This window comes from Streptomyces sp. NPDC088817 (genome assembly GCF_044750345.1).
Taxonomy (GTDB): Bacteria; Actinomycetota; Actinomycetes; order Streptomycetales; family Streptomycetaceae; genus Streptomyces.
Genome location: NZ_JBIVJN010000026.1, coordinates 20,344 through 34,075, shown reverse-complemented (window position 1 = coordinate 34,075; position 13,732 = coordinate 20,344). Strand labels below are relative to the sequence as shown.

Annotated in this window: 10 protein-coding genes; 5 read left to right on the top strand and 5 right to left on the bottom strand. The window is 70.9% G+C overall.

Features of this window, described 5'->3' with window-relative positions; translation table 11 throughout:
- Window positions 1-85: 85 nt before the first annotated feature.
- The 4 genes from ACIP4X_RS33755 to ACIP4X_RS33740 form a co-directional block, all read right to left on the bottom strand.
- A complete protein-coding gene (locus ACIP4X_RS33755) occupies window positions 86-1,651 on the bottom strand; it encodes a UvrD-helicase domain-containing protein (protein WP_401352089.1) in 1,566 nt (521 codons plus the stop codon).
- Window positions 1,648-2,130: a hypothetical protein gene (locus ACIP4X_RS33750; RefSeq protein ID WP_120049508.1), complete on the bottom strand. Its 483-nt coding sequence runs from the start codon at window positions 2,128-2,130 to the stop codon at window positions 1,648-1,650. Before ACIP4X_RS33750 ends, ACIP4X_RS33755 begins: the two co-directional genes overlap by 4 nt.
- Window positions 2,127-3,011, bottom strand: a complete 885-nt coding sequence (locus ACIP4X_RS33745; protein WP_401352086.1) for a DUF6083 domain-containing protein — start codon at window positions 3,009-3,011, stop codon at window positions 2,127-2,129. Before ACIP4X_RS33745 ends, ACIP4X_RS33750 begins: the two co-directional genes overlap by 4 nt.
- Before the next feature lie 158 nt (window positions 3,012-3,169).
- The gene (locus ACIP4X_RS33740; RefSeq protein ID WP_093457786.1) at window positions 3,170-3,433 is read right to left on the bottom strand and encodes a helix-turn-helix transcriptional regulator; all 264 of its coding nucleotides are present in this window, start codon (window positions 3,431-3,433) and stop codon (window positions 3,170-3,172) included.
- A gap of 167 nt (window positions 3,434-3,600) precedes the next feature.
- Between ACIP4X_RS33740 and ACIP4X_RS33735 the strand changes: the two genes are divergently transcribed.
- The 4 genes from ACIP4X_RS33735 (at window position 3,601) to ACIP4X_RS33720 (ending at window position 8,677) form a co-directional block, all read left to right on the top strand.
- Window positions 3,601-4,419: a hypothetical protein gene (locus tag ACIP4X_RS33735; protein WP_401352082.1), complete on the top strand. Its 819-nt coding sequence runs from the start codon at window positions 3,601-3,603 to the stop codon at window positions 4,417-4,419.
- Window positions 4,420-5,245: 826 nt separating this feature from the next.
- Complete coding sequence (locus ACIP4X_RS33730; protein WP_120049510.1) at window positions 5,246-6,361, top strand: ABC-three component system protein; 1,116 nt, start codon at window positions 5,246-5,248, stop codon at window positions 6,359-6,361.
- Window positions 6,358-6,834, top strand: coding sequence for an ABC-three component system middle component 2 (locus ACIP4X_RS33725; RefSeq protein ID WP_120049511.1), 477 nt, complete (start codon window positions 6,358-6,360; stop codon window positions 6,832-6,834). Before ACIP4X_RS33730 ends, ACIP4X_RS33725 begins: the two co-directional genes overlap by 4 nt.
- Window positions 6,827-8,677: a hypothetical protein gene (locus tag ACIP4X_RS33720; protein ID WP_398352048.1), complete on the top strand. Its 1,851-nt coding sequence runs from the start codon at window positions 6,827-6,829 to the stop codon at window positions 8,675-8,677. The genes ACIP4X_RS33725 and ACIP4X_RS33720 overlap by 8 nt, the downstream gene beginning before the upstream one ends.
- Before the next feature lie 53 nt (window positions 8,678-8,730).
- On the opposite strand, the gene ACIP4X_RS33715 is transcribed toward ACIP4X_RS33720, so the two are convergent.
- Window positions 8,731-12,342 (bottom strand): Helicase associated domain protein, encoded by a 3,612-nt coding sequence (locus ACIP4X_RS33715; RefSeq protein ID WP_401352077.1) that lies wholly within the window; start codon window positions 12,340-12,342, stop codon window positions 8,731-8,733.
- A gap of 350 nt (window positions 12,343-12,692) precedes the next feature.
- Between ACIP4X_RS33715 and ACIP4X_RS33710 the strand changes: the two genes are divergently transcribed.
- Window positions 12,693-13,682 (top strand): hypothetical protein, encoded by a 990-nt coding sequence (locus ACIP4X_RS33710; RefSeq protein WP_401352074.1) that lies wholly within the window; start codon window positions 12,693-12,695, stop codon window positions 13,680-13,682.
- The last annotated feature ends 50 nt before the right edge of the window (window positions 13,683-13,732 follow it).

The window sequence follows — 13,732 nt, the reverse complement described above, 5'->3', positions numbered from 1 at the left end:
CCGCAGACAAAGAGTCGTCTCAGGTGAGCGGCCGGGCAGGTAAGCAGGCCGCAGGCAGGGCGTGCGGCGCGCTGTCCGGCGTTGGTCATCCACCCTCGGCGCAGGGCTGGGCCCGGGATGCGGCAGAAGCGGCTGGTGCTCGCTCCGCTGCCGGGGTGGGGTGGGCATGCTGCTCGATATGCACGGGCGCGCCGGGGGATCCTTCGGGATGGTCGTGGATCCAGGACAGGCCGCCGATGTCGAGTCGGTGGCGGGCGCGGGTGACGGCGACGTAGGCGATGCGGGCCTCGCTGTCGTCGATGGGGCCGGGTACCGGGCGGCCGATGTCGTCGTGCTGATCGCTGTCCTTGGGCGGGGTGAAGTCGTCGGCGATCTTCACATGGGCCCATTCGCGGCCCTTGGCCTTGTGGGCGGTCGAAACCGTCACCTCGGCCTGATGTTCGGGGGCGAGTTGGGCAACGGCAGCCAGGATGGCGTCCGTACCGTGGGTGTCGACCAGGTCGACGAAGGGCCGCAGGTCGCGCCCGGCCGGGTCGTGGGCGGCATAGTCCTGCAGTTCGCCCCAGGAGGGGAACAGGACCAGTTCGGGGTGGGTGGTGCGGCGCCCTTCCTTCAGGTCCCGGGCGGCCAGAGCCAGAGCGCACAGGCTGTCTCCTCCCCCGACCAGCCCGACACGGTGTCCGGCGGCCATCAGTTCCATGGCCTGGGCCATGGCGCTGACGTTGGTGCGGCACAGCACCGCGTCGGGCTGGACGACGGGGCCGAGTTCGGTGGGTACCGCGGGGGTGCCGGTCAGCCGGATCGGGGCCTCGGCGATGGCCAGCCAGCGGTTTACCTCGTCGGCGAGGAGCGGGCCGAAGCGGAAGGACTGGGACAGGGCCAGCCGGGTGCCGTCGAAGCCCGTCATGACGTCCCTGGCTCCGCGCCAGTGGTAGATAGCCTGGGCGGAGTCGCCCACCATGACCAGCTGGGCGTGGCTGCGCTGGGCGAGGAAGACCTGTTCGACGACGGGGTTGGTGTCCTGGGCCTCGTCCAGCAGGAGGAAGTCGGTATCGATCGTCGGTCTTGTGAGGGCCCAGATTTTGAGGTAGTGGTCGTGGTCGAAGCGGACCGCTCCGTCGTCCGGGTGCTGCAGGTCGACCCAGGCCTTCTGGGCGAACGGCACGATATGGGCGGCAAGTTCGTTACGCAGGCCGCGGTCTTCCAGGCCGCGCAGCTGCGGGACGTGGTGGCAGGCGATAGCGTCGTCGGCGGTGTGGCAGAAGCGGGCCACGGTGCGCAGGGTCGCGTAGGAGAGGGTCTTCGGGGAGAGGTCGCGTTCGCCGATGCGGATGGGTTCGGTGATGCCGAGGGCCTGTCCGGTCTGCCAGGCCGGACGGCGGGGTGCGTTCAGGCGGGCTGTGTAGCGGTGGCCGACGGCGGCGTAGGCCAGGGCGTGGGCGGTCTTGCACCAGACGTTTTTCGGGAAGCGACTCGCCGCGTCCTGGGCGATGGCCCGGTTGTAGGCGAGGTAGCGGCCCCGGCGTGTGGTGGTGTGGGCGAGCAGGGCCAGGGTGGTGGTCTTGCCGGTCCCGGCACCGGCCTGCAGGGACACGTGGTCGCCTGTGTGGAAGGCGTCGGCTGCGGCAATCTGTTCGTCGGTCGCTTTCACGGCTGCGCGGCTCCGGGATAGCGGCTGAGGGCACGTCCGAGGGCCGTCAGCAGGTGAGCGGAGGTGGTGTGGGCCAGGAGTTCGCCCACGGCCCGGTCGAGGCGGTCGGCCTCCTCGCTGGCGTGCCGGGCCAGGGCACGCTCCAGGGACCGGTTCAGGAACAGCCCCGGAGACTGTCCCGCCTGTCCGGCGGCGTGACGGATGGCGGCATGGACGGCGGGCGGAAAGGCGACGTTGAGCAGGACCCGCCCGGCCGTGTCCGGGTAGTGCGTGGTAATCACATCGACGGGCAGCCGTTCGCCGAGCCGGTGGCGCAGGCGGCGGGCGGCCCGGCCGGGGGATTTGGCGTGCACGAGGGCCATCAGGCGGGTGGCGTCGTTGTTGGCTGCGAGCGGCAGCACGCGGGCGGCGGTGTGGAGTTCGGCCGGGGTGAGGGGCCGGGTGAGGGTGATCTCCAGGGCGTGGTGGGGCATCGTCATGCCTCTCGCGGGCGGCTGGCCGAGGCGTGCGGGAGGCGGGTGTGGATGTGCTCGGCGTGCCGGAGGGGATCGAAGACCTGCCATCCCGTCAGGGCGAGGTCGGCAGCACCGGGGGCCGCGGCGTGGACGGGGCAGCGCTGGCTGCGCCAGCGCAGTTGTTCGGGGTAGGGCAGGCGGCTGAGGTCGTAGACGGCCATCAGCACTGTGGGCAGGGCCAGTTGGCCACGTTGCGGGCCGGCGGGCAGCAGGATCCAGCGGCCTGCGGGGGTGTGGGAGGTGAGCAGGTGCTGGGAGCAGCGGTGGCGCTGGCGGGTCTGGGCCACGCACCGGATCTCCTCGAGTGGCAGGTCGGCGAGGTAGCGGCCCAGCAGCAGTTGCACGACGGGCCGGGCGGGCCGGGCGGGGCGGCGGATGTCGGAAACCTGCTCCTGGCAGGCGGGGGCGGACGGGGCCGGCGGGGTGAAGGCGCCGGTGTCGATCAGGCGGCGGGAGCGGACGGCGAGTTGGCGGCGTACCGCTTCGAGGCGCGGGCTCAGCTGGGCGGTTGCCGGTGTGGTGCGGCCGGGGCACAGGACGGTGTGCGGGAGGCGGCACCAGGCGCTGCCGTCTCCGTGCGGGTGGGCGATGCCGCAGCTCAGGTGCCAGCGACAGGGTTCAGGGATCTGAGCGGTGGCCAGTTCGTCGGGGTGCAGGGCAATGGGCCGCTGGTCGCTGCGCGGGTAGACGTCGATGCGGTTGCCGCACAGACGGCAGCGGGCGCTCTGCCCGCAGCGCAGCAGGCGGCTGGGGCTGGTGTCGGCCACCCGCAGCGGGCGATGGGCGCGGGTGGCGCGGGGGCTGCCGTCCCAGTGGCGGCCGGTGGAAGCGGTGTTGGGGCACATGGCCCGGACCGTGCCAGGCGGCGCGCCGACGTGACGGGAACGGCGGGGACGTGTCCCCCGGGCAGCCCATCCAGGGCGAACGCGCATGCGAGTTTCCGCGTGACCGTTCGGTGCCTGCTCGCCGGTTCGGGTGATTCACGAACGGGGGCTCGGCGGGGTCAGGAGTCCTTCGCCCCGGGCGGGGTGTGGTCGTCACAGAGGGTGCCCATCAGGTGCTCGATGGGGACATCGAAGGCGTGGGCGAGAGCGTGCCAGGTGGTGACGCTGCCGGTGGTACGGCCGTGCTCCAGGTCGATCAGGGTGCGGCGGGCCAGACCACTGCGGTCGGCGAGTTCGTCGAAGGTCCAGCCGCGCTCGCCCCGCAGGCGTGCGAGTTCGACACGCAGCGCGGTGAGGTCGGGGTCGGGCGGCAAGATCGTCACCCCACCATCCGACGGTGCAGGACCCTGCCCTGTCAGTGCAGACTTCTGCACTATCTGCCGGAGGGGGAGTGACATTCGCGGTGCAGAAATCTGCACTACCGTGCGGGCGTCCCAGACGCCTGTGGCTGGGACGCCCGCGCACCGACAGACAGGAGGGCGACAGGCCGATGAGGCTGGCCGGCGCGCACACCACGGTGCGGCGTATCTGGACGGTGGAACTGCGCCCACGGGCGGGCGGGCCGAGCCTCGTCTGCGTCCACTGCACCGCCCACACCCCTCCCCTCCAGGCCTCCTCCGCACGGTCTGCCGTCCTGGCGCATCTGGCCTGCCACGCCCGAACCGACGTACTGCCCGGACATCTGCGCACCTGTCAGTGCCGGGCGCAGGGGTGCTGCTGGCATCCGCGGCACCGTGGCTGTGCGGGGCCGGTGCTGCTCGCTCTGACCCGCGACCGGGGTGGCCGCGCCTGGCGGCTGGCCGACACGTGTGCGGCCTGCGCCGCAGCGACGAGCAACACCGCCGTCGTACCGGACACCCTGCTCGGCCCGCACCGGCCCCACGCCGCGCAACGCACCTCGGCCCCCGCCCCCGCGCCCGCCTCGCCCTCCACTTTCCATGAGCAACTGCGGGTACGGGAGATGCTCACCTACCTCGCAACGGCGCTTCCCCAGTTCGCCTCTCCCGCGGCCCGCCTCCTGGCCCTGCAGTGCGCGCTGCGTGCCGACAGCCGGGGACACGTCCGGCTGCCGGCGGGACTGCTGCGCGGCATGCGTCTGCACGGACGCCGGGAGCTGTGGGAGGAACTGGCCCACGCCGGCTGGCTGGAGTTGCCTGCCCCCAGGCCGGCGCACCTGACGGTGCGTCTGCTCGATCCCGCGGTCCTGGACCAGGCACCCGGCCGCAGCGCACGCCACCGAGCCGCCCACTGGGCGACGCACCCGATGCCCCTGGCACTGCCGCCCACCGCCCCTCCGCCCTGCAGCTGACCACGCTGGTACTGGCTGCGCACACCTCTGCGCTCGCCCGCCACAGCGCCGACCTGGAGATCCTGGCCCGACTGTGCGGGCACTCCTGCCACCAGACCGAGGAACTCCTCGACCGGCTGGTGGCCGCCCGCATCCTGACGGCCTGGCACCACCACCGGGAGACCGACGAGGTGGTCTGGCACCTGCCTCCGCCCCAGCCGCCCGCAACACCTCGCGACCCGGCCCGGCCCGGACCCGGTCGCCTGCGATAGCGGCATCACAGACAGGGAAGCCGCCCATGAGCGCCTCACGGTATGAGCGGAAAGGCGTCCCTCAACAGGAACAAGCAGTTCCAGCCCCGCGTACTGCCTCTGCGCCAGGACCTGACACAGCAGGCGTGCCCGCCCGCCCACTCCGGCGCCAGTGCACGGCGTCGCCGCGGCCGTCCCGCACTGCTGCACTCCGCGGCCGCGAACCGAGGAAAGGCCAGCGTCACGCGCGCACGTCATGCGGCGTGCCCAGATCAACCAGCGCCTTCCGTCGCACAGCCGCCGGGGAGCCGTCGGTGTGACAGGCTGGCTGAGGATCCACCCGGCGACGGAAGGCTTCCGGCGGCGTCGTCCGCCGCGCAGATGGCCGCCGAGTCGGCCGCCCGTCGCGCGCAGCAGCACGGCCACCGAACGCCATGCGAGGGTTTCGCAGTCGACCCCCTCACCCCGAGGCGCCAGCCATTGCCTGCACCTCGGCCACATGGGTCCTGAATGGCGGAATGCACACTTTCGGGGCGCGGTGGGCGATGGTAAGAACGTGCTCTGGGCAACGATCACGATCATGCGACGGGGGATGCATGAGTTCACCCGACGGCTCCGCCGAGCCGCTGTTCTCCGAGGTCCCCAAGCCGTCGCAGGTCCCAGTGACAGTGCTGTCCCCCATGATGGCGACAGGCCCCGCGATGACGCCCAAGCAGATCCTTGCGCATCACTCGCCGACTCAGTTCGAGGAGTTCGTCTACGAGTGGCTGCTGGCGCTGAGGGAGGAGGGATACGTGGACGTGATGCAGCTGGGCGGCGCCCACGACGGCGGCGCCGATGTCGCCGCGTTCCTCACGGCGCACCGGACGGACGACCGGTGGCACTGCTATCAGTGCAAGCACTACGGGAAGGCGCTCACCCCGGCCATTGCCTATGTCGAGATACTGAAGATCATCGCGGTGGTAGCCGACGGCAAGTACCGCACACTGCCCGAGCGCTACGTCTTCGTGGCACCCAGGATCGGCGCCTCCCTCACACAGCTGCTGGCCAAACCCGCGGAGCTGAAGGAGACGTTCCTCGACTGGGCCGCCAAGGGCACCGACCGGCTGACCGCGGAGTACGGCGCAGATCCGCTCGGCGCGGCGCTGGAGCTGGCCCGGGAGACGGACTTCGCCCGCTTCGAGGCGGCCAATCTCGACCGGATCCTCGAACAGCACGCCACCACGCCGTATCACGTGCGCAGATTCGGCACGCGGCTGCCGGACCGCGAAGCCCGTCAGGCTCCCCCGCCGGAACACACACCGGTGGAGACCCGGTATATCCAAAAGCTCCTGGACGTCTACCAGGAGAAATGGGGCTGTGACCCCGCAGCGATGGGGCAGGTTCGCGCGCATTCCAAGGCGGGCCCCCACCTGCAGCACCAGCGGGAAGCCTTCTACTGCGCCGAGCAACTGCGGGTGTTCGCCCGCGACAGCGTGCCGGAGGGCACCTTCGAGTCGCTGCAGAAGAACGTCTACGACGGTGTCGTCAATGTGACCTGGCGGGACTTCGCCACCGGATTCGACCGGCTCAACGCGGTGCAGGACGCGGCACGCGACATGCCGCTGGGAACGAACGTCCTGGTCCACGTGGTGGAGACCATTGACCGTATGGGCATCTGTCACCAGCTCGCCAACGACGACCGGCTGACCTGGGTCGAGGAGGAGACGTGAGAGCGCTCAACAGCCCGCTGGAGGTCGGTGTGCGCGCTCTGGTGCTGCTCGCCGCCTCCTTTCCCCGGCCCCTGGACCTGGCTCAACTGGTCTATCTGGATTACGCGATGCTGCACAGCGGCGAGATGGACGGGCCGCCCAGCGTGCACCCGTCACTGCCGGCCGGCCCGGGCGAACTGGCCATGAAGCGCCAGCTGCTCGAGCAGGGACTGGTGGTGCTGATGCGCGCGGGCCTGGCCGACGTGCAGGCGGACGACGGCGGGCTGATGTACCGGGCGAGCGAGGAAGGCCCGGGCTTCCTCGACCTGCTCGAGGCCCCGTATGTCGCAGCCCTGCGGGAGCGGGCGCAGTGGGCGCTGGCCTTCCATTACGGCGCCCCGGCCGACAGCCGCGCCGCCACGGACGACATCACCCAGCGGTGGATGGAGACGTTCGAGAGCCGTCTCCCGCGCCGGGGAGGCGACGATGACTGAGCTGCGCCTGCTGCATCTGACCTACGCCGGCATGGGTCGCGAGACGGCCCGCGTGGACTTCGATCCCCGCCTGACGATCGTCTACGGCGCCTCGGACACCGGCAAGTCCTTCGTCACCGAGTCGATCGACTACATGCTCGGCGCCCGCAAGCTGAACCTCATCCCCGAGGCCGAGGGCTACTCGCAGATCCTGCTGGGCATCGCCTTGCCCGACGCATCGGTCATCACCCTGATGCGGGCGCCCCAGTCCGGGCGGGTCAGCGTCTTCGAGGACGATATCCGCGACCTCGTCTACCGGTCGCCGGACCTGGTGCTCTCGGCCCAGCACAGCCCCCGCACCACCAAGAACCTCTCCCGTTACCTGATGGAGCGCATCGGGCTCGACGGCTCGCTACTGGCCACCAATGACTCCGGGGGCACCAAACTCGCCGGCTTCCGGGACCTGCTGCACCTGTGCCTGATCAGCGAGACCCGCATGGTCTCGAAGGTCTCCCCCGTCCTGCGCACCTCGGGCACCAGCGGCCAGACCGCGCACAAGTCGTCCCTCAAGCTCCTGCTCACCGGGGCGGGCGAGCAGCCCTCGCCCAGCCGCCTCAACCAGGCACAGCGCCGCGTCCACAAAGGCAAGATCAGCCTGCTGGACGATCTGATCCTCGGACTGCAACGCCAACTGGCCTCACGCGAGGCCAACCAGAGCCAGCTGCAGCAACAGCTGCGGCGGCTGCTCGAACATCAAGAAAACCGCGCCGAGTCGCTGCGGGACGTCACCCGCCGCCACGCTCAGGCGGCCTCCGACCGCGCGACCCTGTCCGTGGCGCTGGCCCACTACGCCCAGCGCCTGGCAGAGACCGATGACCTGCTGGGCCGGTTCGAGCTGCTGCGCACGCAGTACGAGTCCGACCTGGCCCGCCTGGGCATGGTCAGCGAGGCCGGCAGCCTGCTCGGCTACTTCCGCAGCGGCCCGTGCGTGTTCTGCGGCGCAGAGCCCCACCACCAGCAAGCCGGCCACGACGCCATGGAAACTACCGCCTTGCACCAGGCCGTCACCGCGGAAAGCACTAAGACCCGCACGCTCCTGGCCGACCTGCTGGTCACCATCGAGGACCTGCGCTCGCAGCGCGCGTACGTGGCCGAGGACCAGGCCGTACAGGCCGCCTTGGCCGAGCAGGCGGACGCCGAGATCACCCGCATCGAACGCGAGGAACTCACCCCCCTGCAGGACGAGGTGGCCGAGGTGATGGCCACCCGCTCCCGCCTGGAGAACGAACTCGGCCTGCACGCACGGATCGAGGAGCTGGAAGACGTCAGAGCACAACTGGTCTCCGAAGAGGCCCAGCCGGGCGGGCAGCCCAGCCGTGGCATCCCGCCCGCCACGCTGACCGGCTTCGATCGCACCATCGAGCGGACGCTGGATGCCTGGCGGGTACGGCGGGAGGAAGAGGTGACCTACGACCAGTACACGGCGGAGCTGTACGTGGGCGACCGGTCCCGCTCCGGCCACGGCAAGGGCATGCGCGCCGTCCTGCACGCCGCGTTCACCACCGCCCTGGCCGACTACTGCCTGGAGCAACGGCGCAGCCATCCCGGGTTCATCGTGCTGGACTCCCCCCTGGTCACCTTCCGGGAACCCGGGGTGCGGGAGGCGGACCTGCGCCAGAACGTGCCCCAGCACTTCTACCGGCACCTGCTCAACGCCTTCCACGGCCAGGCCGTCGTCGTGGAGAACACCGACCCGCCCTCCGACGTCCTCGATCAAGGGCAGGTCTACATGTTCAGCCGCGAGGCCCACGGCCAGCGCTTCGGATTCTTCCCTCTGACGTCTTCGTCCGCCCCGGCACAGTAACGGGGTACAGCAGCGGTGGCTGCTTCCCCGTCGGCCCGGCCGCAAGGCGGGTGTCACCGGGGGCCGGCGGGGTCGTGTGCCCAGAGTGCCGCTGCGATGCGGCGCAGGACGGCAGGGGGCGCGGTGGGGGGTGCGTCGACGTCGGGGTCATAGGGTTCAGGGACGATGATCGCTGTCTGCGCGGCACGTTCGGAGTGCTGGCCCAGCAGGGGCGAGAGGGCGTCGACCAGTTCCAGCGTGGTGTAGGCGCTGGAGGGGAGCACGAGGGCGTCGAGGTCGGGAGGCGTGGGGTCGGTCGCGCGCTGGCAGCGGATCACCGGCTGGTTGTGCGGGTAGCGCACGGCTCCCTGCCCGGGGATGATGATCTCCGCGTCGAGCATGCGGACGGCGAGTTGGCAGGCGAAGGCTTCGGCCTGCTTCCGGTCCCGGAGTACAACCACCACGCGGCGCAGGCGGTGCTGTTCGATGAGGTGGGCTGCGCCGAGGGCCTGGGGCCGCCAGATGGGGAATCTGGGCAGTTCGGGCACTCGGATCCGCATCAGCTGGTATGGGCTGAGCAGTCCTTTGTCCACCAGTTCTGCGCGGTCCACGCTCGGGTGGTGGGTGCCGAAGATCGGCTGGGAAGGCATGTCCACGGCCCAGGCGGTCTCGGTTCGGCTGTCGCCGGGGCCGGGCAGCTCGCTGGGGATGCGGGGTGTGGCCGTCAGATAGACACGCTTGTACGCGAGGATGCCGTCGTCGTAGTGGATCACAGCGTGCGGATGGTCCGAGCTGGTGATGCCGTCAACAGTGCGGTGGGCTTCCTCGACGACGAGATGTTCCCAGGGCGGCAGGTGGTGGTCGCGGTGGCTTTCGGCGATGAGCCCGGCATCGCTGTAGCGGGCCACCACGAGGGCTCCCGGAGGCTGTTGTGCCACCCAGTCGGCCAGTTGGCCTGCGGTGGTCAGCTTCTCGCCCGCCTTGCCGCTGTTGGTGGGCCGGATGTTGATGCCCACGAGGGGCCCCCGGCTGACCATGCGCCAGGTCTTGACCACGTGGTGGAGGTAGGTCCGGTCCGGCCCGAGTACCAGGCACGCGCGGCTCGCGGCTTCATGGACCGCTGTCGCTACCGTCATGGTCTTGCCTGCCCCGGCCGGCATGCTGAGCAGCATGCGTCGGCCGCCGTTGAGGATGACGTCGGGCAGCATGGGGGGTGACGGTTCGCGGCCCGCGACCCAGAAATCCTGACCGTGTTCATGCGAGTCGGCGATACCGGGTGTCGGCTGCGGCCACTGGGCAGGCGGGTGCTTGTCGGTGGTGTCCGCTGATGTGACAGGGAGCGTGGCCGGGGTGCGCCCATGCTGGGGCCTTGGGGCCCATTCCATGGCCAGGGCTTCGACGGAGTCGATCTCTTCGCGGCTGAGGAGGCGCGCGTTGGCGAGGACGTGCAGGTCGGCGATCCACTTGCCCAGTGGGAAGCACGGGTTGGTGTGGTCGTCGAGGTAGGCGACGGGAACGCGCAGGTGTTGGTGGGCGCGGTAGAAGCGCCGGGCGGCGCGCAGGCCGCGGGCGTGATGGGCGGCCTGGCTGGCGAGGGGGCGCCGCAGTGCGAGAGCCAGGGGGGCGTGCTGCAGGGGCAGCGCGGCCAGTTGCGCCTGCTGGCCCTCGGCGAGGGCGGGGAAGGTGTCGAATTGTTCGTCCAGCCAGCGGGTGAGGGCGTCGGCGTCGGCCGGCAGCGGGCCCGTGGGGATGGCCAGGGTCTTGCCGTGAGTGCGGGCGCGGGCGCACATGCGCTGCCACTCTTCGGGCCAGGCGGGGTTCCACCAGGGGTCGATGTCTTTCAGGGCGCGCTGGTAGGGGGCGGGCAGGGTGCCGTCGGCTGCCTGGCGGCGCTGTTCGGCGAGCCACTGGCCCAGGGGACGGCCCCGGTAGGTCTGTGTCGGTGCCGGGAGCAGGTGGCCGTGCTCGCGGGCGTAGGCCTGGGCGAGTTCCAGGAAGGTCTCCGTGCTGTTCTTGGGGTGCGCCCAGGGCATGTTGCAGGTGGCCAGCGCGGCGGCGCGGGCTGCGGAGAGGTTGCCGGCGGCCTTGAGGGCGCGCTGGTAGCCGAGCCAGCAGCCGAGGTGGAAGCCGTCGGGGGTGATGTGGTTGCTGGGGACGCTCAGGTGTCCGTGGGTGTCGAAGAAGGCTTGCGCGCAGGCCATCCCGGTCTCCCAGACATCGGGCTCCGGTTCCATGATCCGCAGCATCAGGTGCGGGGCGATCTCCGGGGCGCGTGCGGGCCGGATAGCGGAAGCCGGTGTGGGCAGCAGCAGTCGGGGCCCGTTGACCGGGAGACGGTAGAAGTAGTGTTCGTCGTACGCCTTGAGCGCGATCATGACCTGGTGCAGCAGGTGGTACGGGGTGCCGAACGCCGCTTCCTCGGCGCGTTGCCCGGGCCCGAAGAATACGGGGATGACCAGGGTGGAGACCTTGTTCATGCTGGGGCCGATGCGCAGCGCGCGGCCGATCGCCTGGACGATGTCGATGGTGCTCTGCTTGGGGTCGGCGAAGAGCACGGAGTCGGCCAGCGGAAAGTCGACGCCTTCGACGCACAGGCGGACGTTGCACAGCACGCTCAGCTCCGCCAGCCGGCCGGCGCGCTTGTCTAGTGGGGGCTGTGCGAATCGTGCCAGGCGCTCTTGCCGCTCACGGCGGCGGTTGCGGGAGTGGACGCTGGTGACCCACAGGTCCTCGGCGTGGCCGCCGGGGATGGCGGCGGCGGTTTCGGGCAAGGTTTCGGCGAAGGCCTCGCTTTGGATGATGCTGCGGCTGAAGACGACCGCGCGGCGAATCGCGTGATCTTCGCGTGCTTTGAGCAGGGCCAGCTGGGCCGCCGCCACGCGCATGGCGTCGGCCTGGGGGGTGCGGCGGGCCCCCTTGCGTGTGCGCCCGGCCAGGAAGGCGTGCAGCTGCGCGTTGTGGATTTCGGGGGCGGCGATGCGGTAGTCGGCGAGCCGTCCTTCGTGGATGGCTTCGGCCAGTGAGTAGCGGTAGGCGATGCGGCCGAAGAGGTCGACGTCGTCCATGGAGGCGATCGGCTCGGTGGTGATGCCGCGGTTGACGTCCCAGATACGGGGTGTGGCGGTGAGGTAGAGCCGGTGGCGGGCGGGAATGGCGTCGTCGTCGTGGATGACGGCCCACGGCTTGGCGCGGGCGCCGGCGGTTCGGTGGGCTTCGTCGACGACAGCGATGTCCCAGCGCGGCAGCAGATGGCGCTGGTGGGCCTCAACGAGTTTGGGCAGCGAGGCGTAGGTGGCGAAGACGCTGACGGGCCCGTCTGCGTCGCGCACGGCGGCGGCCAGCCAGGCCGGGTCGTTGGTCATGGTAAGCACGCCGCTGAGAACGGGCTCGCTGGTCTGCTTGTCGGAGCACAGGCCGAAGAAGTGGCCCGGCCGGCCGGAGGTGTGCCAGACGCGGGCTGTCTGGTTGAGCAGGTCCAGGGTCGGCATCACCGTCAGGGTGCGGCTGCCGGAGGTGATTTCGTGGGCGATGTGGACGGCGAGGTGGGTCTTTCCCGTACCGCACGGCATGATGACCTGCTGGCGTTCGGATCCCATGGCGAACGCGTTGAGCACGCAGTCCGCCGCCGCACGCTGGCGCGTCCACAGTTCGCTGGGCAGGCGTTCGGCAGGCAGGTCGTGCAGCACAGGATGGCTCCCCCGCTCAAGTTGATGATGTCCCAAGGGGCAGGATGCGGACGTGTGTGCGGCGCGGGTGCTCAATCCGGGCTTCCTCACCCCTGGGGGTGAACCCTCCCGTCGGGCAGGAGCGCGCCGTGGTAGAGAGCGCAGTGCCACACAGCGTTGAGGAGGTTCCCGCGGGCCGGGACAGCCGTGCGGCGCCGTCCGGTCCCATAGGCCCGGACGGGCAGCAAGGATCAACAAGGGCTGCACGGAGGTGGTGCCCGTGGCCGGGCGGCCGCGGAGCCCTGGGACGGGGCGGGACGTTGGGGAACGCAGTGTGGGGCAGGAGCCTGGCTCAGCAACCGGTGCGCTTCGTGGCGCACGAGTCGAACTGCTCGTTCTTGTGGCGGGTGGCCGGTTTGCAGGGGGTGGAGGTCGACTTCCTGCTGGCCGAGTTGGGTGACGGGCCGCCAGGGCAGCAGGCCCTGCGACCGCATCTGGCGGAGGTGCTGCTGAGCGGCGCAGCGGCGGACAGGCTCGCGCAGATGCTCGATGTGCCGTCCGCGCGGCTGCGGTGGGCTCTGCCGCATCTGCGCGCACCGCATCTTCTGCCGGGCGAGCGGGCGCGGTGGGAGTGGCCGTGGGAGCCGTTGGCGCACTGTCTGGTGCCGGCCTGCGGGTTGTGTGCGGCGGTCCGCGGCGGGGGCTGGGGTGAGATGTGGCTGGTCTGGCCGGAAAGGTGGAAGATCTGTGAGCGGCACGGCCGGTTCACCCATGTGCGTCAGGGCGGGCCTGGAGGGGTCGAACTGGCCCGGCTGCCAGAGTCCGTCGACGCGCACCGCAGGCGGGGCAGGCTGGAGCGGCGCTTCGGGCCCGCCGGGGCCGTGCTGGTGGCGGACGCCTTCGCTCTCGCTGGATGGTGGTGGCGCCGTGCCCCACTCACCAGCCGGTGGGCCGAGCGGGCCGGGCGGGCCGGGCTGCAGCCCCGGGATGTCGAGACGGCATGGCTGTTGGTGTATCCGGAGGCACTGCTCGTGGCCCGGGCGCTGCTGCGCTACGAGCAGCAGCGCGCCGCTCTGCCCAGCGGGCCGTGGGCTGCGGCTGAGGCCCGTCTGGTGGCCGAGCTGTCGCAACTGGCGGGTTCGCTCGAACTGCCCCTGGGCACTTGGCAGGTCCCGGTGGCGGAGTGGCTCGCACGACACCGCCGGTGTACGCCGGCCGTGCAAGACAATGAGGGTAGCGGCCGCCGCGGGGACCGGCAGCCTGTCACCGCGTTGATCCACCAGGACGACGAGCACCAGGCGCCGCTGGGGAGCCTGTGTTGCCTGCCCTGGGACTGGGGCGACCCGTTCGCCGCCGTGTGAGCTCGTCCTCCGCAGCGATACGCATCTCACGTCTCGTACACGCATCCGCC